The sequence below is a fragment of the Aeromonas sp. FL131 genome (genome assembly GCF_049860615.1).
In the GTDB taxonomy this organism is placed as follows: Bacteria; Pseudomonadota; Gammaproteobacteria; order Enterobacterales; family Aeromonadaceae; genus Aeromonas; species Aeromonas hydrophila.
The window spans coordinates 4,016,777-4,040,713 of the sequence record NZ_CP187595.1; the positions used below are offsets into that span (position 1 = coordinate 4,016,777).

The 23,937-nt window shown below is 63.0% G+C and carries 22 protein-coding genes and 1 pseudogene; 1 reads left to right on the forward strand and 22 read right to left on the reverse strand.

Translation table 11 applies throughout. The features are described 5' to 3' along the window. Positions 1–21 precede the first annotated feature (21 nt). The 21 genes and pseudogenes from ACPW75_RS18605 to mshI form a co-directional block, all read right to left on the reverse strand. Complete coding sequence (locus ACPW75_RS18605) at positions 22–609, reverse strand: Maf family protein (protein WP_077095782.1); 588 nt, start codon at positions 607–609, stop codon at positions 22–24. Between the two features lie 51 nt (positions 610–660). Further along, positions 661–1,146 carry a rod shape-determining protein MreD gene (gene mreD, locus ACPW75_RS18610; RefSeq protein WP_005308115.1) on the reverse strand — a complete coding sequence of 162 codons (486 nt, stop codon included), beginning with the start codon at positions 1,144–1,146 and terminating at the stop codon, positions 661–663. Next, positions 1,146–2,051, reverse strand: coding sequence for a rod shape-determining protein MreC (mreC, locus tag ACPW75_RS18615; protein ID WP_077095783.1), 906 nt, complete (start codon positions 2,049–2,051; stop codon positions 1,146–1,148). The genes mreD and mreC overlap by 1 nt, the downstream gene beginning before the upstream one ends. 42 nt (positions 2,052–2,093) lie before the next feature. Beyond that, complete coding sequence (locus tag ACPW75_RS18620; protein WP_005308111.1) at positions 2,094–3,134, reverse strand: rod shape-determining protein; 1,041 nt, start codon at positions 3,132–3,134, stop codon at positions 2,094–2,096. A gap of 204 nt (positions 3,135–3,338) precedes the next feature. Further along, positions 3,339–7,049: a DUF6701 domain-containing protein gene (locus ACPW75_RS18625; protein WP_077095784.1), complete on the reverse strand. Its 3,711-nt coding sequence runs from the start codon at positions 7,047–7,049 to the stop codon at positions 3,339–3,341. Positions 7,050–7,051: 2 nt separating this feature from the next. Continuing rightward, a complete protein-coding gene (locus tag ACPW75_RS18630; protein ID WP_077095785.1) occupies positions 7,052–7,522 on the reverse strand; it encodes an MSHA biogenesis protein MshP in 471 nt (156 codons plus the stop codon). After that, on the reverse strand, positions 7,512–8,333 hold the full coding sequence (mshO, locus tag ACPW75_RS18635; RefSeq protein WP_077095786.1) for an MSHA fimbrial biogenesis protein MshO: 822 nt from the start codon (positions 8,331–8,333) through the stop codon (positions 7,512–7,514). Before mshO ends, ACPW75_RS18630 begins: the two co-directional genes overlap by 11 nt. Continuing rightward, the gene (locus tag ACPW75_RS18640; protein WP_077095787.1) at positions 8,333–8,893 is read right to left on the reverse strand and encodes a type IV pilus modification PilV family protein; all 561 of its coding nucleotides are present in this window, start codon (positions 8,891–8,893) and stop codon (positions 8,333–8,335) included. The genes mshO and ACPW75_RS18640 overlap by 1 nt, the downstream gene beginning before the upstream one ends. Then, positions 8,880–9,374: a type II secretion system protein gene (locus tag ACPW75_RS18645; RefSeq protein WP_077095788.1), complete on the reverse strand. Its 495-nt coding sequence runs from the start codon at positions 9,372–9,374 to the stop codon at positions 8,880–8,882. The genes ACPW75_RS18640 and ACPW75_RS18645 overlap by 14 nt, the downstream gene beginning before the upstream one ends. 76 nt (positions 9,375–9,450) lie before the next feature. After that, positions 9,451–9,918, reverse strand: coding sequence for a prepilin-type N-terminal cleavage/methylation domain-containing protein (locus ACPW75_RS18650; RefSeq protein ID WP_041216130.1), 468 nt, complete (start codon positions 9,916–9,918; stop codon positions 9,451–9,453). Between the two features lie 14 nt (positions 9,919–9,932). Continuing rightward, positions 9,933–10,604: an MSHA fimbrial major subunit MshB gene (mshB, locus tag ACPW75_RS18655; RefSeq protein WP_039212865.1), complete on the reverse strand. Its 672-nt coding sequence runs from the start codon at positions 10,602–10,604 to the stop codon at positions 9,933–9,935. Positions 10,605–10,681: 77 nt separating this feature from the next. Continuing rightward, positions 10,682–11,143: a hypothetical protein gene (locus ACPW75_RS18660; protein ID WP_077095789.1), complete on the reverse strand. Its 462-nt coding sequence runs from the start codon at positions 11,141–11,143 to the stop codon at positions 10,682–10,684. A 224-nt stretch (positions 11,144–11,367) separates the two neighbouring features. After that, on the reverse strand, positions 11,368–12,588 hold the full coding sequence (gene mshG, locus ACPW75_RS18665; RefSeq protein ID WP_039212863.1) for an MSHA fimbrial biogenesis protein MshG: 1,221 nt from the start codon (positions 12,586–12,588) through the stop codon (positions 11,368–11,370). A gap of 53 nt (positions 12,589–12,641) precedes the next feature. Further along, positions 12,642–14,351 (reverse strand): MSHA fimbrial ATPase MshE, encoded by a 1,710-nt coding sequence (mshE, locus tag ACPW75_RS18670; RefSeq protein ID WP_077095791.1) that lies wholly within the window; start codon positions 14,349–14,351, stop codon positions 12,642–12,644. A 32-nt stretch (positions 14,352–14,383) separates the two neighbouring features. Continuing rightward, a complete protein-coding gene (mshN, locus tag ACPW75_RS18675; RefSeq protein ID WP_179101356.1) occupies positions 14,384–15,481 on the reverse strand; it encodes an MSHA fimbrial biogenesis protein MshN in 1,098 nt (365 codons plus the stop codon). Next, positions 15,478–16,368, reverse strand: coding sequence for an MSHA fimbrial biogenesis protein MshM (gene mshM / locus ACPW75_RS18680; RefSeq protein WP_041216125.1), 891 nt, complete (start codon positions 16,366–16,368; stop codon positions 15,478–15,480). Before mshM ends, mshN begins: the two co-directional genes overlap by 4 nt. Before the next feature lie 77 nt (positions 16,369–16,445). Beyond that, a complete protein-coding gene (gene mshL / locus ACPW75_RS18685) occupies positions 16,446–18,122 on the reverse strand; it encodes a pilus (MSHA type) biogenesis protein MshL (RefSeq protein WP_077095792.1) in 1,677 nt (558 codons plus the stop codon). A gap of 70 nt (positions 18,123–18,192) precedes the next feature. Then, positions 18,193–18,519, reverse strand: a complete 327-nt coding sequence (mshK, locus tag ACPW75_RS18690; protein ID WP_016349155.1) for an MSHA fimbrial biogenesis protein MshK — start codon at positions 18,517–18,519, stop codon at positions 18,193–18,195. After that, a complete protein-coding gene (gene mshJ, locus ACPW75_RS18695) occupies positions 18,512–19,159 on the reverse strand; it encodes an MSHA fimbrial biogenesis protein MshJ (RefSeq protein WP_077095793.1) in 648 nt (215 codons plus the stop codon). Before mshJ ends, mshK begins: the two co-directional genes overlap by 8 nt. Next, positions 19,159–19,752: an MSHA fimbrial biogenesis protein MshI1 gene (mshI1, locus tag ACPW75_RS18700; protein ID WP_077095794.1), complete on the reverse strand. Its 594-nt coding sequence runs from the start codon at positions 19,750–19,752 to the stop codon at positions 19,159–19,161. Before mshI1 ends, mshJ begins: the two co-directional genes overlap by 1 nt. Continuing rightward, positions 19,752–20,615, reverse strand: a pseudogene (gene mshI / locus ACPW75_RS18705) (MSHA fimbrial biogenesis protein MshI). Before mshI ends, mshI1 begins: the two are co-directional and overlap by 1 nt. 69 nt (positions 20,616–20,684) lie before the next feature. Between mshI and ACPW75_RS18710 the strand changes: the two are divergent. Further along, positions 20,685–21,632: a 1-aminocyclopropane-1-carboxylate deaminase/D-cysteine desulfhydrase gene (locus tag ACPW75_RS18710; protein ID WP_077095795.1), complete on the forward strand. Its 948-nt coding sequence runs from the start codon at positions 20,685–20,687 to the stop codon at positions 21,630–21,632. A gap of 95 nt (positions 21,633–21,727) precedes the next feature. Here ACPW75_RS18710 and ACPW75_RS18715 read toward each other — a convergent pair whose 3' ends face one another. Continuing rightward, positions 21,728–23,656 (reverse strand): RNase E specificity factor CsrD, encoded by a 1,929-nt coding sequence (locus ACPW75_RS18715; protein WP_179101357.1) that lies wholly within the window; start codon positions 23,654–23,656, stop codon positions 21,728–21,730. Positions 23,657–23,937: the final 281 nt, after the last annotated feature.

Sequence of the window (23,937 nt, forward strand, 5' to 3'; positions counted from 1 at the left end):
CGCAACAAGGCAGCGGTTGGATTACCGGGGCTGTTCCAGATGATGCTTGATCAGCAGGTCTGTTTCCAGCAGGGGCAGGCCGACCACGGCGCTGTAGCTCCCCTCGATACGGCTGACGAACTTGCCGGCAATGCCTTGAATCGCATAGGCACCGGCCTTGTCACAGGGTTCACCGGTACGCCAGTAAGCCTCGATCTCGGCCTCATCCAGCTTGCGAAACGCCACGTTGGTGGTGACCAGTCGCACGTCGCAGCGCTCCGGGGTGGCCAGCGCCACCGCCGTCATCACCTGATGCACCTTGCCGGAGAGCGCCTCCAGCATGTCCTTGGCGTCGAGCAGGTCGGACGGCTTCTCCAGCACCCGGTCACCCAGCACCACTATGGTGTCGGCGCCCAGCACTGGCAGCGCCGTGGGCGCGGCGGCCACGCCGGCCGTTGCCTTGTCGCGGGCCAGCCGGCAGACATAGTCCTGGGGCTTCTCGCCCTCTTCCCGCTGTTCCGGCACATCCAGCCTGAGTACCTCGAAGCGGTAGCCCAGCTGGGTCAGCAGTTCGTGACGGCGGGGCGAGCCCGAGGCGAGATAGAGTTGCAGTTCGTTGTGCTTGTTCATAATCACTTCGCGAGCCAGGGTACGGTTACAATGAGTTGTTTTTACTCATATTCACTTGATATTGAAGCGCCGGCGCACCTTGCGCAAGACCAGGAAAACCCAGGGCCATATTAGCATCGTGCTCAGGGTCGACCAAAAGTAGGCGAAATTGAGGCTGGCGCGGCTGAACAGGTGCTCGGCCCAGAAGATGGTCACCTTGCCCACCAGCGAGAGGCAGCCGATGATCAGCGCCTGTTGCCAGAGGGAGAAGTTGCGGATCTTCTGGAACTGGAACGCCGCCAGATAGGTGGTGATGGCCATCGCCATGGCCCGTACGCCGAGGGTACTGCCGAGCAGCACGTCCAGCAGCAGGCCCGCCACCCAGGCGGTGCCGACGTTGGTCCGGTGTGGCAACGCCAGCGCCCAGTAGATGAGCACCATGGCGAGCCAGTCCGGCCGGAAGGGTTCGAGTTGGAAAGGAAGCGGCAGGATCGACAGACTAAGGGCCAGCAGGATCGAGATCCAGATCCAGATCCTGCCGCTGGCGGGTTGCAACATCAGCGCGTCGCTCCCGCAGCCGAAGGCGCCGCAGCCGGGGCTACCGCAGGGGTCGGCGCCTCTTCATCGTCATGCACTTCCGGTTTCTTGTCGGTCCACAGCAGCAGCAGATAGCGCAAGCGGTCCAGCGCCACCAGCGGCTTGGCCTCGACCTGGGCGAAGGGCTTGCCCTCCACGTAGTCGGAGCGGGTCACGGTCGCCACCGGATAACCTTCCGGGAAGCGGCCGCCAAGGCCCGAGGTGACCAGCAGATCGCCGACCTGCACGTCGGTGTTGCGCGGCAGGTTGCGCAGCTCCAGCTTGTCGAGCTCGCCGCTGCCGGAGGCAATGGCGCGCAAGTCATTGCGCAGCACCCGCACCGGGATGCCGTGACTGGAGTCGGTGATGAGCAGCACCCGGCTGGTGGTGGAACCCACGTGCAGCACCTGACCGATCACCCCCTGATCGTTGATCACCGGCTGGCCGTTGTAGACACCGTCCAGCGCCCCCTTGTTGATCAGCACCTGATGGCTGAAGGGGTCGGAATCCACCGACAGCAGCTCGGCCACCATCTTGCGGGACTCCTTGTGCACCGGCGAACCCAGCAGCTCGCGCAGACGCTGGTTCTCGTGCTCCAGATGATCCATCTTGAGCAGGCGTGAGCGCAGGGTGAACAGCTGTTGTTCCTGCTGCTTGGTCTGCTCGATGAGGCCGGCCCGGGTCTGCACCTGGGTCGACATGGTGTCGAGCATGATACCCGGCGCATTGGCCATGTATTGCAGCGGACTGACGAGCGAACTGAGGTAGACGCGGACGTGGCTGAACACACCGAAGCGGGAATCCGCTACGATGGCAGCAATGGAGATGATGACGGCGAGAAACAACCGTAACTGAAGCGAAGGGCCTCTACCAAAAATGGGTTTCATGGGTCGTCAAAAAAGAGCCGGCACGCTGGCCGGCTTTGGGTCTTATTCGTAGTGGAACAGATCGCCACCGTGCATATCGATCAGCTCCAGTGCCTTGCCGCCACCACGGGCCACGCAAGTCAGCGGATCTTCGGCCACCACCACCGGGATGCCGGTCTCTTCCATCAGCAGACGGTCGATATCTTTGAGCAGGGCACCACCACCGGTCAGTACCATGCCGCGCTCGGAGATGTCGGAGGCCAGCTCGGGCGGAGACTGCTCCAGCGCCACCATGACGGCGGAGACGATGCCGGACAGCGGTTCTTGCAGCGCTTCCAGGATCTCGTTGGAGTTGAGGGTGAAGCTGCGCGGCACCCCTTCAGCCAAGTTGCGACCACGTACTTCGATCTCGCGCACCTCTTCGCCCGGATAGGCGGAGCCGATCTCGTGCTTGATGCGCTCAGCGGTGGCTTCCCCGATCAGGCTGCCGTAGTTGCGGCGCACGTAGCTGATGATGGCTTCGTCGAACTTGTCGCCGCCGATACGGACGGACTGGGAGTAAACCACACCGTTCAGGGAGATGATGGCCACTTCGGTGGTACCACCACCGATATCGACCACCATGGAACCGGTCGCTTCGGAGACCGGCAGGCCGGCACCGATGGCGGCAGCCATGGGTTCATCGATCAGGTAGACCTCGCGGGCACCGGCACCCAGAGCGGATTCCTTGATGGCGCGACGCTCAACCTGAGTGGAGCCACACGGTACACACACCAGCACGCGCGGGCTGGGGCGGAAATAGTTGTTGTCGTGAACCTGCTTGATGAAGTGCTGCAGCATCTTCTCGGTCACGTAGAAATCGGCGATCACGCCGTCTTTCATCGGGCGAATGGCGGAGATGTTACCAGGGGTACGACCCAGCATCTGCTTGGCGGCATGACCGACGGCAGCGACCGATTTGGCGTTCCCGCGCTCTTGGCGAATGGCGACAACTGAGGGTTCGTTAAGGACGATCCCTTGATCTTTTACATAGATCAGGGTGTTGGCAGTTCCCAAGTCGATCGACAGATCGTTGGAAAAGACGCCTCTGAGCTTTTTGAACATGGCTACGGGAAATCCTAAGAATTTGGAGGTGCAGAAAACCGGCTAACTTTACCAATGCCCACCCCAATCGGCAAGCGCTCAAACTGTCGCCAACCCATCAGGCGCGACAAAAATGCGAGTCATCACTCACCCGCACAAGCCGACAAACGCTAATAAACAAGGGGATAGGGGGGCGAAGTTGACAGATCCGCCCCAACTCCCCGCTCAGTGCATCACTTCGCGCCGATAAATAATTCTGTCATTACCCCGGCTGGAGCCGAAAATGGCCTCACCCAGCAGGCTGTTCGGGTTCCCCGGATCGGCCAGCCAACGCGGCTGTTGAGGTTGTTTTTCCAGCACGATGCGATATGGCACGCGGACAGCGAACTGAGGAGCGCCAAAGTGGAACAGCAACTCTCCCTTGTCGGCCTTCCCTACGACGGCCCCTGGCGAAGGGGCTCCCAGCCCCACCGTGATCCTGGTCGCCGTTCCCAACACCAGATCGCCACTGGCCACATCATAGTGCTGGGTATCATCGGTAAAGAGCACGCCGTCATTGGCCAGCGAGAGCGTGCTGCACACATCTGCCTCATTGCGGCTCCAGGCGCCGTTCTGGTAGTACTGCATCAGCAAGGAGAGCGACAGCGGCTCGCTGGCGGCGCCACGATCCGTACCGGCCAGCACCCTGCCGTAGTAGGCAACCATGGTGTCATCAATCACTGCCGGGATGCTCAGTTGCTTCGCATTGCAGGTCACACCGACCTGGCAGTCACCCGACACGCCTGTGTTCATGTTCATTCCGGTCAGGGTCGTGATCGACGGGTTTTCACCATCGATGACGCGCAACCCGAATCGCAGCTTGAAAAAGGGCTCTTCCGGCGTGGTGAGCGACGGCGTCCGCTCTGCCAGACGGGCAAACCGGCTGCTGCCATCGAAAATGACCTCGCCAGCCTGCCAGTTGGTCGCCAGGCTGCCGATCCGATCGGTTCGATCGATGCCGTCCTTGTTGTCGGCACCGACCAGATAGACCAGCCCTCTGGCAAAGGCGTCGCGGTAATTGAGGGTCACCCCGCCCTGCTTGTTGCGAGCCTGCAAACGCATCTTCACGCCAAACGGCTGACTCATATAGCTGAAACCGCCACAGGCGGGGGTCACGGTCCCGCTGACCAGATTAAAGTCCCAGGGTACGAAGCGGCCCACCGGCACGCTGCTGGCGGGAGGGATGGTGTAGCCGAAATAACCCGTAGATACAGTGCTTCCCTCTGGCTGCATTGCCAGCGGTGGCGTCGCCGTCATCCGGAATACCCCCACCTCGCTCACCGTCTGGGTAACGCTGTTGAGGCTGTTGCTCGCGGGAACATGGTTATAGGTAGCCATTCCCACCGCTGCATTGGTCCCAGGGTTTGGCGCCATCAGGGTGCTGCCCAGGGCTATATTGGGCAGGACGAAGTTGGGCGTGGTCTGGTTCCCGGCACAAATATCCCCATCGTTGGCCGATTCCCAGGCCATGGCCTTGATGTCTATCTGGAAGGTATCTCCCGCCTTCTTGAACACCGGACAACTGCTGTTTCCTGCCGTGCAGACGCCTTGCGGGGGCGTAATGCACAAGCCGACCGGACGCGCCACAAACTGATCCGAACCGAGCATCACCAGCCCCGCCTCACTGCCCGTGCCGTCGTAGCGGGCATCCAGCTGAACCTTGCCGGCATCCGGATACTTGACCGTGATGGTCGACTGGCCTTGCGCGTCGAAAGCGAGCGGCACCAGGGTAGCGCTGCCCAGATCGGTACCGATCACACTGCTGTTGACGCTTATCTTGCTGTTGTAGTTATTGCTGGTCGGCAAAACGTAGCTACTCCAGAACTTGACGCTCTTGCTCTGATTGGCAAAACCCGGCACGCACTGCTTGGTCACGTCGCTCTTCTTGACCGCCTTGATGGCCACTGTCTGCGGCTGGTTCGAGTAGGTGTCGGGCACGTCAAAGACGAAGCCACTGTCGGCAAAGGTGAGAGTACAGGCGGCGCTGCTGAGCGCCCCGCCGCCCGACCGGCAGAGGGTGGTGCTGAGCGGTTTGGTCGAGGGCGTCGAGCCGCTGACCCCCACGGTAACCGATCCGGCCGTGTTGTTTCTGAGCTGCAGCGTAGTGGTGCCGCCGCTGAAGCTGACCACATTGCCCCCGATCCAGCCACCACTGGTACTGCTGGCAGGAAGCAGGCTGGCACTGACCTGATCGGTGATCAACTGGCTGCAATCCGGATTGGCGCAGGCCCGGATGGTAAGGGTTTCCGGGTTGCAGGTCAGCGCATTGCCACTGTGGTCAAATTCGAAGTGATCGATCTGGGTACCCACCGGGTTGGAGCGCAGGGCGCAGATCCGCACGTTGTCTATCTCATGGAAGTTGGTCACCGAACCGGTGGAGCCGGTCAGGGAGAGCAGGAAATTGGCCGGCACCGCCGCCTGACCGCTCTGGCTCGTCATGTTGATGGGGCCGACCAGGGTACTGTACCCCGAGCCGGTATCCCGCTCGACGGTGGCCAGCGAGTTGCCTGCGGAGCGGGAGTCGACCGTGATGCGATAGCGATGGGGACGATTGCTATTGGTTCCGCTGTCGACGGGCGGATTCAGGTTGCTGGCCGTCCCCGTCAGATAACGGTAACCCGAGGTGCCCGACCCCGAACCACGGATGGAGACCGCCTGCGGCCGCGACCCCAGGTTGGTACTTCCCCCCTCGTTGGCATAGTTGCCGTACTCGTCGAGCCCCACCCCGAGCCAGCCGCCGGCAAAGCCGCTGATCCCGGTCTTGTAGCCATAGCCCAGCGGGCCGCCAAACGCCCCCGGTTGCGGCGTCAGGGTGGCGTCCGAGAGCACCACCGCCATGCCGTCCGCCCCGCTCGTGCCGGAAGTCTTGTAGGCGTATTGATCGAATTCGACCGTCACCAGGTTGCCAGCCCCCGGGAAGAGGCGCTGGAAGGTGGCCGAAGTGGCCTGATCGGTCACGTTCTGGGTGAGGCGCAGACGGCCGTTCTGCACCGATGGCAGGGTGCTGTTGTTGCGCTGGGCGACCACCCAGCTGTCCGGGTTGATCTGGGCGCTGTCGAAGCCATCGGCAAAACAGGTCAGCATGGGCGGCAGCACCGCCGTATTGATGCTGGACTGGGCATCCATCTTCAGGTAGCCGGCCGTCACCTTGCCATAGACGGTGGCATTGTTGTTCATGTTGAGCAGCCCGTCGGTATAGAGGTAACCATAAAACGTGGTGCTGTTGTCGATCACCATGTTGTTGTAGTTCACCCAGATGAGGCTGCCCTGATTGTTGGCGTTGATGCTGACCGTATTGACCAGCTTCACGTCCTGGTTGACGAAGATCCGGGTGGTCCCGCTGCCGGAGAGACGGATGGTGCCGTTGTCCAGGTTCAGGCGGTCGATGAAATAATCCCCCTCGCCCAGCACCAGGGTCGCGTTGTTGCGCACCGTAAGCGTTTTGAACTGATAGGTGCTGCGACTGGGGAAAGTCATGGTGCAGCTTTCCACCGTCATGGTGTCATAAGCCGCGCTGGAAGCACTCTGCGAGCCGGACGAGCAGGTCTGGGTCGTATTGACATTGTTGGAGGGGAAGGCGTTGTTGCCGTTCAGCGCCAGCCCGCGAATGTCACTGCCAGTGACGGTACAGACCTTGTAGCCGCCAGCACCATCGTCGCAGCGCCGCGTGTTGTTCTGATCCGGCTGGATGGAGCAGAAGTTGAGTGGCAGCCCGCCGCTACCATTGATCTTGGCGTTGTTGAGCTGGATCAGCTGGTATCCGTTGATCTGGTGGCATGCATCGTTGTTGTGGCCATGATGACCCTGCACCACGGCCGGGAAGAGCGAGCCGGTATCGATGGGATCGAACGCCCAGACCTGGCTAGTGAAGAGGGCCAGCGCCCACAACCATTTCATCATCAGCCTCCGTCATACGCTTCGACCATCAGGGTGCGGCTCACCCTGAAGTCTGGACTGGCACTGGTCAGGTCATTGCGCAAACCGCAGGTACCGACACTCTGGAGGCGATAACCCGTGCTGAGCAAGCCGTTGTAGGTCGCCGAGACACTGCGGCACTGCACCACCGCCTGACAGTCGACCAGCCCCGGATTGCCGGTAAAGCTGATCGTTCTGCTCGACTCACACACCGCAGGTGGCTGAGGCTGGGCCGCCGTCCGGTTGGGGAACAGCCGATAGAGCGCCACTTCCAACCCGCTCTGGGCCGCCAGCAAGGCACGCACGCTGCGCACTTCCACCGTATTTTTCTCGCTGCTGTCGAGCAGAAAGCGCCCCATGGCCGCCGCCAGCATGGCCATCACCACGATCACGAACAGGGCGATCATCAGGGCACTGCCCCCCATCTTCTTGCTCTGGCGCCGCTCAGGGAACATTGAATACCCCCAGCTTGTGGTTGAAGGTGACAACTTCTCCTTTGCGCTCGAACACCAGCCGCAGACCAAATTCCCCTTCGGCGTTGAAGGCCGAGACCTCCCGATAGAAGTTGCCGGCACGAAGCGACTCAGCCATCAGCACACCCGCTGCAACAGGGGCATCGATCACGGCGCTGGATCGGGTCATCGTGCTGCCTTCCACGCAGTAGCGTACCTGCTGATTGGCAAAATAGACCCGGCTGCCGGGCGAGATCCCGGCCAGGGTCTCGCCACTGGTATAGCGAACGGTCTGCGCCCCCAATACCGGCGCCAGCACCTCGGTGACCCTGGCGACACAGCGGCCATATTCACAGCCATTGGCCAGTGAGCCGGCCGCTGACGTCGGCATCGGGAAGACCACCATCAGATCCCCTACCTTGACCGCATTGGCATCCGGACTCATGGGATCGACGGCCGAAGCTGGGGTCGCCATCACCAGCTCCAGGGTGGATGTGCTGCCGGACTGGGCCCGGTTGAGTGCAAGATAGCGGCTGGAGGTGCTGATGGGCCAGAAACGCAGGCAGGGACCGCTGTCATCCCAGCTGCCATCCAGGGCTTCAATCCGCTCGGAGCCCGGCAGCGCATCGCGCACCTCGCGATTGAGCCGCTCCATGGCGAAGCGGGCATCGCTCATCAGCTGCTCGCGGCTGCTGGCATCGCCGTAGATCTGGGTGCCGATGCCGATGAACTGGCTGGCGAAGGTGGCCATGATCCCCAGCAGCAGGATCACCATCACCAGTTCGATCAGGGTAAAACCGCTCGCCGGCCGCATCAGTAGTTGCCCCGATAGAAGGAGAAGTCGAGCACGCTCTCGTCAGGCAGGCGCACCTGCAGATCGATGCGCTTGCCCACCGAGCAGGGCGACGCACAGCTCTTGAAGTTGCCATCGCTGAAGTCGACCGGGTTCACCGCAATCTTGACTTGATAATTGCGATACTCGTCGCTGGCGATGATGCCGCCGCTCTGGGTGTAGAAGCTGGCATCTTTCCAGCTGCCAGCAGTATCGAAATCGTCCACATCGTTGAACATGTAGGGGGTGGCTTCACCGTCCGGGCCATAGTGGGTCGAGCAGGCGGGGATGGTGACGCCAGCCACCACCTCACCGCAACGATAGCGGCCACCGTTGTGATCCGACTGTTCATCGAACGACTTTTGCAGGATCTCGCCCGCCAGGCGCTGGGCCAGCTGGGCGGCCCGCACCTGCTGCACCGGATCCACCGCCTTGGGAGCCTGATTGATCAACAGCCCCAGGATGCCGGTCAGCGCCACCGCCAGCAGCACTATGCCGACGATCAGCTCGATCAGGGTAAAACCGCGCTCAGGGGCTCTCATGGATATAGCCTTCGGATTCGATCGTGATGCGACCCGTTTCCCGGCCATCGCTCACCAGCAGGGTACAACCCGTGGCACAGCTGCCGAGCGGCCTGCCCATCTGATCAAAGCGGATCACGAAACTGCTGACGTTATTGAGGGAGACCGCCATACCGGTGGAAGGGGTCACAAGGCGGCCACGGGTGCGCTGATTGTCGCTCCAGCCGGTCATGGGGCCGGGAGCCGGGCATGCCGTACCGGCAACCGCCAGCGTGATATGGGCAAAACGGGACGCCTCCACCACCAGCTGGGTACAGCGGTCGGCGGGTTCATGCATGTTGATGGTCTGCACCAGCCGCAGCCGGGTCAGCAGCTCATCACGAAGGGTTTGGGTTTCAAAGCCGCCTTTGCCCAGCAATTTGGGCATGGCAAAGGTGGCCAGAATCCCTAGCAACAGGATCACGATAACCAGTTCAATCAGGGTAAAGCCAAGTCTGCTCATGGAGGTCGTTCGCATACCATTTTTACCCATCAAAAATGAGCAGAGAGAAACTCTCTCTGCTCACCCGAGCATTGTATTAATTGCAGTCAGTAGTCACCGCTGTCGGTACTGAAGTCGACGTTGCCTCGGTGTAAGTCACGAAGCAAGTGGTCGAAGTGGTAGATACTCCATTCGGGAAAATCTTGATGGCGGCAGGATTAGAACCAGTAGGAGCAGCAAACGCCCATTCAGCACTATTCAACTCAACAACAGTTGACAGCGCAGCAGAGGTCGCGACCGGGTAACCAAACAGTGTAGAAACTGTTTTGCCATTGCCCAGATCCAAAGTGTAAGCAGTGCTCTCTTTGTCTTTCCCTTTGAGAACGGACTTGCTGTAAACCATTGCACCGGCCGAGTTCAAGGAACCGGCAACGCCTTTCAAGGTGGATGTTCTGGCATCATCCTGCAGATTCAGGAACTTGGGAGCAGCGGTCACTGCCAGGATACCCAGAATGATGATCACGATGACCAGTTCGATCAGGGTAAAACCCGCCTGTTTTTTCATATTGCTTTCCTCTGTCAATTGATATTGGTAGTCACCTGACCGGAAGCCGGACGGTAACTGAAACTCATGAATGCATCAGTACTGCCTTGCGGATCCTGATACTTGCCATCACTACCCTTACTCAAACTATTGACCAGATAGTAGCGGCAGACCGAGTCCAGGCCGTTATTGGTCACACTGACATAGTATTTCAGGTCATTGCCGCTACCACGCACCTCGCTGAAGCTGGCGGTAGCCTTGGGAGGATTCTGCAGCAGACCCTCCCAAATCTTGAGACAGCGCGGGGCCGTCAGGTTGGCCGGATCCACGTCGATGCCGCCACCGGCCGAGGTATCCATGGGATAGCCGGGCGACAGCTCGCCGTTGCTGACCTGGGTGTCGGTCGGCGTAGTCAGATAGAAGCGTGAACCGTCATAGAGCACGGTATTGAGGCTGTCCTGCTTGGCGCGCCCTTCGGCCTCCCATTGAGCCCGCACCAGCGACACGCCGGTGGCAAATCCGCCGGAGACCCCCTCCACACTGGCTTTCTTGGCTTCGTCCGTGACATCGAGAAAACGGGGCAAGGCGGTGACCGCCAGGATCCCCAGGATGACGATGACGATCACCAGCTCGATCAACGAGAAACCCGCTGCACGTTGGGGACTCGCCACACCAGAATATCTTGGTACCAGTCGCGTTGTTGTCATGGACCCTCCGTAATAATCCGCATTATTTCATGCAGATATAAAAAAATCATTTAACTGAATCTCAAAACAAGCCTCATTTAGGGCTTTTGTTGCACTCTGCCGTCAGAAAATTGATAAATCAGCCAATTATTCTCCCAGCCGAACTGGCACCCTTCGCCATCCAGGCTCGCCAAGGCCTGCACCGGCGGCTGGGTCGACGCAGTGGTACCGATGAGTTGCTCCCACAGCCAACGGCAGTTTTCCGACGGCGTCATCACTGTACCGGCACCCAGTGGCCAGCCCCGCTCATCAAACTGCCAGGCCATCCCATCGACATGCAGCACGGCGGGACGCCGCTGATCGAGCCAGAGCCCATGCAACCTTTGTGCGCGCTCGGCAAATTGTTCCCCCAGCAGGGTCAGGCTGACGGCCAGCGCCTCCTCCCGGTGGACAAGATAGCTCCGGGCCAGGGTCGCCACCATGATCAGCAACAGGATCCCCACGGCCAGCCGCCGATAGCTCCCCAGCCAGTGATCATCCTGTTGTGACTGTCGACTCACCCATCTCGCTCCACGCTCTGCCGCTTACCCATACCGCCCGCCTCGTTGACCGGTTATTTGCCGCGCACGGCCCACATCATGTCCCGCCTCAGTGACCGTAGAGATACCGGTTACTTGCCGCGCACGGCCCACATCATGCCCCGCCTCAGTGACGGTAAAGATACCGGTTACTTGCCGCGTACGGCCCACATCATGCCCCGCCTCAGTGACGGTAAAGATACCGGTTACTTGCCGCGTACGGCCCGCATCATGTCCCACATCGGCGTAAAGATGCCCAGCGCCAGGATCAATACCATGACCGCCACGATCCCGATCAGGATCGGCTCGATCCGGGCGGTGAGGCTCTTGAGGTCATAGTCCACCTCCCGCTCGTAATACTCTGCTGCCTCGTGCAACAGATCATCGACCTGGCCGGTCTCTTCCCCCACCGCGATCATCTGCATCACCAGCGGGGTGAACAGGCCGCTGCTGCCGGCGGTGCGCAGCAGGCTCTCGCCCCGCTCGATGCCGGCCCGCATGTCGCGGATCCGGCCCGCCATCCAGGCGTTGTCCACCGCATCGGCCACCAGGCTCAGCGCCGTGTTGAGCGGCACCCCGGCCTTGAGCATCATGGAGAAGCTGCGGGCGAAGCGGGCCAGCAGGGAGCGCTCTATGATGGTGCCGACGATCGGCAACTTGAGCTGCCATCTGTGCCAGGTCAGCTTGCCCTTGACCGTGCTCACCCAGCGCCGCCAGCCGAACACCATGGCCAGCAACACGCCGAGCATTACCCACCAGTAGTGCACGAAGAAGTGGGAGGTGGCGAGCAGGATCCGGGTCGCCAGCGGCAGCTCGACGCCAAATTTGGCGAACATGCCGGCAAAGACCGGGATCACCATGATGTTGAGGATCACCATGGCGATACCGATGGCAATCAGCACGAAGCTGGGGTAGCGCATGGCTGTCTTGATCCGCTTGCGGGTTTCCAGCTCCAGCTCGAAATAGTTGGCAAGCTGCAAGAACGCCTCTTCCAGCTGACCCGTGTTCTCCCCCACGTGGATGATGGCCACGAACAGGCTGCTGAACACCCTGGGGTGGGCCTGCATCGAGCTCGACAGCGGCCGGCCGTTGCCCAGATCCTCTCCCAGCGCGTGCAGCGCCCGCTTGAGCGGCTTGCTGTGGGCACTCTCCTCCAGCCCGGCGATGGCACGCAGGATGGGGATGCCGGCCCGGGTCAGGGCATACATCTGGCGGCTGAATACCACCAGCTCGTCCAGCCGCACGCCCCGCTCCAGCAAGAGGGACCAGTCGAGGGCGGCCGCCTTCGCCTTGCCGGGCTTCAACTCGGTCGGCATCACACCGCGGCGCATCAACTGCTCGGCCGCAGCCATCTCGGTGGCTGCTTCTACCACGCCGCTAACGGCATTGCCCTGGCTGTCGCGCCCCTTGTAGGCGAAGCTGCTCATGGGGTGCCTCGCGCCAGCCGGCCGTGTTCATTGCCGATGAAGTTGGTCATCACTTACCCCAGGTCCTCCGCCAGCCGCAGCACCTCGTCCACCGAGGTGATCCCCTGGCGGGCGTAATCGAGCGCGGTCAGCGCCAGCGGCCGGTAGTGCGGGTGCTGGCGGGCCGCCTTGGCAAACCCTTCGGCGTCGTTGCGGCGCAGGGCGTCCATCATGGGCTGATCCAGCTCCAGCAGCTCGTACACCCCGATCCGGCCGGCATAGCCGGTGAAGTTGCAGCTCTGGCAGCCGCGTCCCTTGTGATAGACGTGCTGGCCCGGCGCTTCGCCGGAGAGCACGGTCAGCCAGGTGGCCTGGCCTTCATCCGGCGCCTTCTCCTCGACACAGTGCTCGCACACCCGCCGCACCAACCGCTGGGCCACCACGGCCCGCAGCGCGCTCGCCACCAGATAGCCGGGAGCCCCCATGTCGATGAGGCGCAGGGCGCTGGTCACCGCATCGTTGGTGTGCAGCGTGGTCAGCACCAGGTGACCGGTGATGGCGCCGCGCAGACCGATCTCCACCGTTTCGTTGTCCCGCATCTCGCCCACCAGCAGGATGTCCGGATCCTGACGCAGGGTGGAGCGCAGCACGTGGGAGAAGGTGAGCCCGATCTTGGGATTGACCTGTACCTGATTGACCCTGGGCAGCCGGTATTCCACCGGATCTTCCACCGTGATGATCTTCTGGCTGGCCTGGTTGAGCTCGGAGAGAGCGCCGTAGAGGGTGGTGGTCTTGCCGCTGCCGGTCGGCCCCGTCACCAGGATCATGCCGTGGGGTCGCTTGAGCTGGCGCCGGAAGCGGGTCAGGATCTCCGGCGGCATGCCGGTCTCGGTCAGCGACAGGATGCCGGAGGATTGGTCCAGCAGCCGCATCACCACGGATTCGCCGTACTGCACCGGCATGGTCGACATCCGCACATCCACGTCGCGGCCGCGCACCTTCATGTTGAAGCGGCCATCCTGCGGCAGCCGCTTCTCGGAGATGTCGAGGCCGGCCACCAGCTTGAGGCGCAGCACCAGCGCCTGGGCGATACGCACCTCGCTCAGGATGTTCTCGTGCAGGATGCCGTCGATACGCTGGCGAATGCGAAGCACCTTCTCGTCCGGCTCGATGTGAATATCGGAGGCCCCCACCTGCACCGCATCCTCGAACAGGGAGCGCAACAGCTTGGCCACCGTCGCCTCCCCCTCGTCGCTGGCCCCGAGGTTGCTGGAGCCCAGCTCGAAGCCGGCGTCCTGATACTCCTCGTGCAGCTGTTCGGCGAAGCTCTCGATCTCGCGGGTGCGGCGATAGAGGCGGTCGAAATACTCCAGCAGCTGGCCTTCCCGCGCCACCGCCAGTCCCATCTCCCGCGGGCGCAGCAGCGCCGCGATGGCGTCGAGGGCGCTCAAATCGGCCGGATCCGACATGGCCACCGTCACCTTGTTGTCGGTAAGGTTGACCGCCAGCGCGCGATAGCGGCGCGCCTGCACTTCCGGCAGCAGCGGCACCGCCGACGCATCTATGGTGAGGTTGTTGAGATCGAAGAAGGGCACATCCAGCTGGCGGGCGAGGAACTGCAGCAGTTGCACCTCGCTGATGAAGCCGAGATCGATCAGGGTGGTGCCCAGCTTGCGGCCGGTCTGACGCTGCTGCTGCAGGGCGAGCTGCAGCTGATCATCCGAGATGATCTGCTCTTGTACCAGCAGGTCGCCGAGGCGCATTTTCAGTCTGGGTTGTGCCATGCAAACTCCAAAAAAGTGATCCCGGCCGCCCGTCAGGGGGCGAGCTGGGCAATCCGCTGTTCGAGCCAGCTGGTCGAAGCCTCGCCCAGGTTGCCGTGCAACTGGGCATTGCGATAGGCATCCAGCGCCCGCTGGCTGTGGCCCTGACCATCTTCGGCCACGCCGAGCCCGAGCCACCAGCGGCCCTGATCCGGCTGCTGGCGCAACAATTTCACGTAAAGATCCGCCGCCTCGGCATGTTGACCCAGCTCCTGGCTGAGCCCGGCCCAGGTGGCGTAATAATCCAGATTGCTGGCCAGATCCGGTCGATGGCCGGTCAGCCAGCCGAGCGCCTTGAGCTGATCGCCACCGCTGATGGCGAGCCGCGCCAGCAGCAGCCGGAAATCGGCCTGTTCGGGATCGAATCTGAGCCCCTCTTCCAGCAACTGGCTCGCTTCGCTCAGCCGCCCCTCGCCGTACAGCAGGCCCGCCAGCTGCTCGCGCGCCCCCTGATTGCGCGGGTCGTGGGCCAGCACCTGATAGTAGTTGTCCTGGGCATCGCGCAGCTGCCCCTTGGCCATGGCGGTGGTGGCCTTGCGCTCGGCCAGGGTGGCCAGTTCGGCCTCGGAGAGGTTGACCGTCTCTATCTTGAGCACGCCGGGCTTGCGCGGCGCGGCCGCGGGGGCCTCCTGCTCCGCCGCAAGCTCGGCATAGAGATCGGGTTGCAGCTCCTCGTCGCTCGGCCCCTCCTCATCGATGGCGGCCACATCGGCGTCATCGGCTGCGCGCTCATGCGCCAGCTGCGGCTCGGCGGCAGGCAGTGCAGCAAGGTGGCGCGGGGTTGGCAGCGCCACCACCTGATCCACCGGCTCCTGTTCTGCACTGGCCGGCACCGCTGCGGGAACCGCTCGGGCGATGGCGTCCGGTTTGGGCTCACCGGCCACCTGCAGCTGGCGGGCCTCCACGACCCGCTGGCTCTGCTGCCAGTAGATCCAGGTACGCCAGCCCAGAATGCCAAGGGCCAGCCCGCAGATCAGGGTCAGCAGCAGCATCCACCAGCCCTGCTGGCGCACGGGCGGCACATAGACGGCACCCTCGCTCCCCTGCTGGCGCTGTTCCAGATCCTTGAGCATCTGATTGATCACGCTCATTGCCAGACTCCATAGGCGAGGGCGCAGCCCAGCAGCAGCACGAGTGGCCACCAGCGCCGCGGCACGAAACGGCGGGCGTCATCGGTGTCGCGTACGGCCAGCCGCACCAGCCGACTATCGATCTGGCGCGCCCCCTGGCCATAGGCCAGCATCAGGCACTTCTGCGCCAGTATGTTGATGAGTCGCGGAATGCCGCGCGAAGCGCGCCACAGCTGGCGCAGCGCCCGGCCGCCAAACAGCGGGGCCCCGCGATAACCGGAAATCTGCAATCTGTGCTCCAGATAGGCCCGGGTTTCATCGAAACGCAGCGGCCGCAGGCAGTAGGAGAAACCGATCCGCTGGCGCAGCTGGCGCAGATGAGGCTTGGCCAGCCTCGCATCCAGCTCCGGCTGGCCAAACAGCACGATCTGCAGCAGCTTGCTCGATTCGGTCTCCAGGTTGCCGAACAGCCGGATCGCCTCCAGCGTCTCGTCCGGCAGCGCCTGCGCCTCGTCGATCAGCACCACCACCCGGCTCCCCTGCTGATGCAAGGCGATCAGGTGGCGATGGATACGATCGGTCAGGTCCAGCTCGCTCTGATCCCGCACCGCCAGTCCCAGCTCCAGCGCCAGGGCGATGCGCAGCTCGGCCGGGTTGAGGTGGGGGTTGGGCAACCAGGCCAGACGCACCGGCCGCTCCTCGGAGCCCAGCTCGCTCAGCAGCTTGCGGCAGAGCAGGGTCTTGCCGGTACCGACTTCGCCGGTCACCTTGATGAAGCCCTCCCCCTGCGCCAGCGCCCAGTTGAGAACCTGCAGCGCCTCCTCGTGCGGGGGCAGCCCGTAATAGAAGCCGGTGTTGGGGGTGAGGCCGAAGGGAGCCTCCTGCAAACCGAAGTGGTTCAGGTACATGGGCAATCACCTGCCATCTCTGCCCGGGAGCCCGTGATGGTCCCCGGCACTTGGTCAAACCGGTCCAGGATCATGACTCAGCCCTTGGGCGGATACCATTTGTCGAGCAGCTCGGAGGAGCGCTGCAGTTCGTTCTGCCAGGTGTCCTTCTCCACCACCGTCGGCTTGAGCAGGATCACCAGCTCCACCTTCTTGGTGCTTTCGCGGCGGTTGGTGAAAGCCTCGCCGACCCAGGGAATGTCCCCCAGCAACGGCACCTTGCTGACGATCTCCTGCTTGTCGGTCTTCATCAGGCCGCCGATGACGATGATGTCGCCATTGTTGGCCTGCACCACGGTATCGGACTCGCGGATCGAGCTTTTGGCCAACGGCAGTTGAAGGGTCCCTCCCGAGGTGCCCATGTCGATGGTCTTCTGTTGCTCTTCGGTGTCGATGACGGAGGGGTGGATATGCAGCAGCACCTTGCCCTCCTCGTCGATCTGCGGCGTCACGTCCAGCGCGATGCCGGAGAAGAAGGGGGTCAGCTCCACGTTGGGGGTCTTGTCGGACACCCCGGACGAGTTGGTGGTGATGGTGGTGGAGGCGTTGGTGACGAAGTACTCGTCGGTCCCCACCTTGATCACCGCCTTCTGGTTGTTGGTCGCCGTCACCCGCGGGCTGGAGAGGGTATTCACGTCCCCCTGGGTCTTGAGCAGGTTGACCGCCACGTTGAAGTTGCCGTCGGAAATCTTGAAGCCGGCCCCGCCGCCCAGGGCGCTGAAGATCTGGTTGGGGGTGGTGGGTAGTTGGGATGGCGCAGCCGAACCACCGCCGGTAATGCCCTTGTTGCCATCCCAGCTAGCGGAGAGACCACTCCAGTCTACCCCCTGCTCGTAACCCTCGTTGAGGGCCACTTCCAGGATCCGCGCCTCCAGCACCACTTGGCGCTTCAAGTGGCTCTCCGACTGATTGAGGAACTCGCGCACCGCCTTGAGCTCCTTCGGATAGGCCCGAATGGTCACCAGGCCCGCCTGTGGGCTGGTGATGACGGCGCGGCCGTCGCCGCTGCCGATCAGGGTCTGCAGGGTGTCGCGCAGATCGGTCCAGTAGTCACTGTTGGTGTCGGTCTCGATGCGGGTGCCGTTGCTGTCGCTGTTCGAGCTGCCGTTGGAGGAGCGGTTGCTGTTACTGGTGCTGTTGTTACTGCCGTTGGCATTGTCAAAGCTATTGCTGTTGCCATTGTTGTCGTTGGCCGTCACCCCGCCGGTGCTGACCGAGGTGCGGGAGAGACCGCGCCGGGACATCATCAGGTAGTTGACCGGGATGGTCTCGGTGCGCAGACCGGCCGGATAGACGTGGAACACGTTGCCCTTGCGCTGCACGTCGAAGCCGTACATGTCGCCCACCACGGCCAGCACTTCGGTCAGGGTCACATCCTTGAGCTCGACCGAGATCTGGCCCGCCACCCCGGGGTGCACCGCCACGCTGTAGCGGGAGCCCTTGAACAGGGAGCCGAAAAACTCCACCGCATCCACGTCGTGGGCGGCAATGCGCAGCCGCGGTTCCGGCATGCTGATGGCCTGGGGTGGACGATTGAGCTGCAGCAGTTCGCTCTGTACCGACTTGGGTACGCTGGTCAGCGCCCCGCCCTTGTTCTGCTCGGTCATGGCATGCCTGAGTGCGTCCTTGGCCTGCACGGGTTCGGGGTGCCGGTAGCTGGTACAGCCTGCCGTCAACACGGCGGCGGAGATCAGGCAGAGATGATGTTTTTTCATGTAATAAATGCACCCTGACTTGCAATTAAACTCGACAAACCTGGCTCCGCCCATCCCGGGTGGAGCGCGTTCAGATCCGGACCTTGCTGGCAAACAGGGTCAGCGACTGGCGCTTGCCCCCCTTCTCCAGCACCACGGCATCTGCACCTATGGCCACCACGCGATAACCGTCGACCTGCTGGCCGACCCGATAACTGCTGCCGTTGAGCACCGCCAGTGCCGGGCCGTTGCCCAGCATGATGCTCTGCAGCCTGGGCAGACCGGCCTCGCGCTGGCCGGTTGCACTGGCGCCGCTGGTCGCGCCGCTCAAAGGGGCGGTGGGGTCCTGCAACAGCTCGGGCTGCGCCTGGGCCAGCAGACTGAACAGACACGCCCACAGGGGAAACCATCTAGCCACGGATAAACTCCTTGCTGGTGCTGAGGGTGTAGATCTCCATCTCCACCACCGCCTTGGGATACTCCTGCACCTGGTAGTCAAACTGCTTCCAGTAGAAGTGGCGCGGCAGCCCCTCCAGCGCCTTGAGATACTGATACACATCGAAATAGCCGCCCTCCAGCTTGAGCCGGATGCCGTGCTTGAACAGATTGATGCGCTGCTCGCCCGCCATCAGCGGCTCCGGCGTCAGCGAAGTGAGTGCCACCATGTGCAGGTTGGCGGAGCGCGACAGCAGGGCCTCCAGCACGGCCGGCATCTCGTGGGCCTGGATCAGATCCACCGTCTGGGCCTTGAGTTCGGCGTCCAGCTTGCCCAGCTCGCCATCCAGCTGTGCCAGCTGGATACGCACGTGCAGATCCGGATCCCGCGTCAGTTTGGCCTGCTTGCCCTGGTTCTCGAGGTCCATGATCTCCAGATCCCGCTGGGCAGTGCTCAGCGCCAGCCGCTCCTGCTCCAGCCGCACTGCGGCCCCATCCAGCCAGCCATAAATGGCAACGGCGCCAACCACGACCACCCCGGTCAGCAGGATCAGTACTCGCTCGCGCTGGCTGAGGGCGGCGATCTTGTCGGCCCAGGCCTGCCACTGCTCTTTCAGGCTCATCAGGGCTTCTCCCGCTCGATACCGCTGAGCTGGAAGGCCAGCCGGCCCTCCTTGTCACGGCTTAACGTCAGCTCACCAAACTGCTTGCCCGCCAGCGACGGGGTCTGCTTGAAACGATTGACCCAGGCCGGCACATCCTGGCTGCGCCCGGCGAAGCCGGACAGGTTGACGTAGCCGTCGGCGATCTCGATCCGTTGCAAGGAGAGCTGCGGAGCGCGGATACGGGACAGATCGGCCATCAGCCCGGCATAACCCTGGGATTTTTGCAGCGCCAGGCTGCCCAGCTGCCGCATCAGGCCCTGCTTGGCGGTCAGCTCCTCCTGCTTGGTGGCGAGCTGCTGTTGCAGCAGGCCATCGGCCTGGTGACGGGCCAGCTCGGCATCCAGCCGCTGCGCTTCGCCACGCTTGATCTCCAGCGCCGCCCGCACCTGCACCAGCTCGCGCCCGACAACGTGCTGCTGCCAGGCGATGACGCCGGCGGCGCACAGCAGCAACAGTACGCTGCCGCCCCATACCAGCGCCATCTGGTTGAGGCTGGCCCACTGCCGTCTGGGCCGAAACTCGGCGCCGTAGAGGTTGATCTGGCGTTTCATCAGGCATCCTCCCCCAGAGCAGCGGCATAAGCCGAGAGATATTCCACGCCGGAGAGGATCGCCTTGTTGGCCATGGCGGAGACGGCAAAGCCGAAGGTCTGCTCCATGTGGCGCACCAGGGTACCGATGAAGGGTGAGGCGATGGCGAGCTGCATCTGGCCGAGTTACGGCAGCTTGAGCTGGCCCACCAGATAGTCGAGGGAGCGCTGGATCTCCAGCGCCAGCGAATCGAGCAGCATGGCGTCAGGCTCGTGCTCGCCGGTGAGGGCACCGAAACCGCGCAACTGGCGGGAGAAGCAGAGCCCCCCCTGATGGAACACCAGCAGTTGCAGATCCTGCCCCTTCGGCTGCCACAGCAGCATGCGCACCGTCTGATCCGGCTCGTACAGCGCGGTCATCGCCAGTTCGTCGCTGACGATGGCGTCCAGGCTGGCGATGCCGTTGACCGCATCCGCCAGCTGCTGTACCCGCGCCTTGGGCACGCAGATCACGTTGATGCGCGGCCGGCCCGCCGGCGGGGTGGGCAGATCCACATAATCCATGGCGAGCTGCAGCACAGATTCGCTGACGTAATCCTTGATTGCCCAGGGCAGGGCACCGGCCATTTCGGCATCGGGAACGGCGGGCTTGTCGATCTGGACCTGTTGATAAAGGCTGGCCGCGAGGGCGACTCGCACCTTAGACTTGGCGAGGCCGTGGCGGCTGAACAGCTCGGCCATGGCCTGGGGCCACTCTTGCGGGCCATTGATGGCGCGGGTGGCGAAGATGGGCGGGTTGCCGAGCGAAGCCAGCATGATCCGATCGCTGGCCAGCAGGAGTCCTACCTGACGGCTGGGGGTCGAACGTCTGAAAAGTTGTTTCATTGAAACCCGCACCTGGCTGCCCAAAACGGATTAAACCTTAGCATAAACAGAGCATTAGCCTCCAGATAAATGACCGATTACTCATTGTCACCCCACTCGCCCCCGATGGCGCTACCGCCCCTGCCGCCCGCCCTGTTGCCCTCGCCGCTGCAAGCTGTCTCGCATCCGCTGCTGAGCGCCCATGGAGTCCAGCTCTGGTGCAAGCGGGACGATCTGATCCACCCCGCCATCTCGGGCAACAAGTGGCGCAAACTCAAGTACCACCTGCTGCATGCCAGAGAGCAGGGCAAACGCCATCTGCTCTCGTTTGGCGGCGCCTACTCCAATCACATCCATGCCCTGGCGGCAGCGGGGTGCCAATCTGGCCTGCGCACTACCGGCATCATACGCGGGGAGCCGGAAGCCGTCAGCAACTGCACTCTGAGCGCGGCAAAAGGCTGGGGCATGGATCTCGTTTTTGTTGACCGCCAAAGCTACCGGCGGCGGCAGGATCCCGCCTGGCTGGCCCAATTCGAGGATGAAGAGACCCTGATAGTGCCGGAAGGGGGCAGCAGCCCGCTGGCCATTCCCGGGGTGGCCGAGCTGGTCGATGAAGTGCCCTTCTCGCCGGATCTCTGGGTGCTACCCTGCGCCAGCGGCGGCACCCTGGCCGGGCTCATCGCCGGCAAACAGGCACCGCAGCAGATCCTCGCCATCGCGGTACTCAAGGGGGGCAGCTTCATCGCCGACGAGGTGCGCCGCCTCCATCCCGCTGCCGCCGACACGCCCGGCTGGCGGATCGCACTGGATCACCACGACGGCGGCTATGCCAAATTCAGTCCGGCACTCTGGCAGTGGGTACAGGCCTTCAGCGCCGAGACGGGCCTGCCGCTGGAGCCCATCTACAGCGGCAAGGCGATGTGGGGGCTGTTTCGCGAGCTGGCGGCAGGCCACATCCCGCGCGGCAGCAAGATCGTCTTCATCCACACCGGTGGCATGCAGGGGCTGGCGGGGCTGAGGGAGCAGGGGCGTCTGTGACAGCGTGCCGGGCGCAACTCAAGCCCTGAACCACCACGCTGAACCACAAAAAGAGAGGGTCGCCCAGGCGACCCTCTCTTTTGTTCATCTGTCCATCAGGCGCCGGCCGGCTCCAGCACCAGCCGTTCCGGCTCGGCGAACCAGGGGCCCTGCCCGGCGTGCACCCCGAGGTGGCGCAGCATCTTCCACTCGTCACCGCTCTCCACCCCCACAGCGATGACCCGGGTGCGGGTGTTGGCACAGCCTCCCACCAAGCTGCGCACCGCCATCTGGTTGACCTGGCGGGTATGGATCTCGCGCACCAGGCTGGGGTGCAGCTTGAGGAAGTTGATCTCGAACTCCTTGATGTACTGGGTGCTCACCACATCCTGGCCGGCATGATCGATGGCCAGCTGGCAGCCCAGCATGCGCAGCGCCCGCAGCGGCCGCTTGAGCGCCTCGTAGTGGCGGGTGACCTGAGCCTCGGAGAGTTGCAGGATCAAGCGCTCGTTGGTGCTGCGCGGCAGCTGGAACAGATCGAAGAACAGCCAGCGCTGAAACTCCCGGTGCAGCAGGCTCTGGGCGCAGAGGGTCAGGCTGATGGGGCAGCTCTGTTCGGAGCGCTGGCGCAGCAGGCCGAGGGTCTGCTCCGCCACCAGCCGATCCAGCGGCAGCAACAGCCCCGCCTTCTCCGCCATCGGCATGAAGACACCGGCCTGCAGCTCCCGCCCCTGCTCGTCGTGGATCCGGATCAGCAGATCCTGCTGCAATACCACCTGATCCCGCTCCTGCTGCACCGGTTGCACGTAGAAGTCGATGCCGTGCTCTTCGATGCGCCAGCCGATCAGGGTACGCCAGCGCACCGTGCCCTTGCTGCTCTGCTCCTCGTCCAGCTGTTTCTCGTAGAGGAACCAGCCGGTGTGGCCCTGCAGCCGCGCGCTCTTGAGCGCCAGCTCCGCCTCCTCCTGCACCTTGAGCAGGGAATCCTCGGCCTGATAACAGACCGCGCCGAGATAGACCGCGGTGTCTGGATTGACCGCCTCGGGCCAGTGCAGTCGCTGCAGGCTCTTGTGCAGCTGGCCGGCGCCATCCACCATCTCGCTTTCCGACATGTTGGGCAGCAGCACGGCAAACACCTGGCCGGCATAGCGGGCCTGCAGGGCACCGTTGTGCTTGCGCACGAAGGCGGCGATGGAGGCGCTCGCCTCCATCAGCAGATCCTGGCTCTGGCGGCCGTTCAGCTCGGGATCCAGCTCCTCCAGGCCAGCCAGCTCGATCAGCAGCACGCCGCCGCTCATCACGCTCGCCTCCATGATGGCGCTCTCCAGCCGGTTGTCGAAAAACAGCCGGTTGCCGATGCCGGTCATCTTGTCGACGAAGGCGTTGCTGCGAATGAAGTTGTCGAAGCGGCTGCGCTCCTTGCGGGCATCCGCCAGCTCGGCCAACAGATAGTCGAGGGCCTGGCTGGCCGGCTGCGGCCACTCGTCGGCCGGATCATGGGCCAGCTTGGTGAGCTTGTTGTCGAGGATCAGCTGGGCGCGCTCCGCCAGCAGCTCGGCCCCCCGCAACTGCAGCCGCAGCCAGCGAATGGAGTACCAGAGGCCGAACACCACGATGAAGACCCCGAGGGAGATGCCGGACATCGCCTTGATGGAGTACTCGAACTCCTTGAACGGCCGCTCCAGCTTGAAGTCGGCCTGCATGCCAGGCTGATGGGGCATGGGCTGGTGATAGGGGATCAGCAGGCTCTCGTCGGTCGGCTGCTGCACGTCGCGAAACCAGTAGATCCGCTGCTTGTCCTGGCGGATCTCCAGCTCCACCACGTGGGCAGAGCGCAGCAGGGTCGGCAGCCAGCGGGTGAGATCCTGATGATCGTCGGCCACTTCCAGCTGCTTGTCGATGATCTCGACCAGCGAGTTGACCTTCTTCTGTTGCATCTCCATGCCCAGCTCACGAAAGCTGAATACCCCGCCAAGCAGCACCATGGCCATGGCCGCAATGACACACAGGGTAATAAACGAGACAAGCTGAGTGGTCAGTTTCATGTGCCTTTCCGTATGCCCGACAACATCCATGTGGCTTCATCGTATCAGCCAACCTCGAAGCGCGCCTATGGACGAAGATCCCGCTTCTGGAATTAAGCGGGCGAGCATACCCAAACCGGTACGAGAACACCAAGCCCCGGGCGGGGTGACGGCCAAAAAATGACGGATGATGGGAAGAAACGGGAGGGAACTCAGCACACTGGCTGAACGGCGGGCAGAAAAATGGTCCCACAAAGGGGACCAAAAGAAACACTCATATCAAAACTAACACTCTGTGCTAC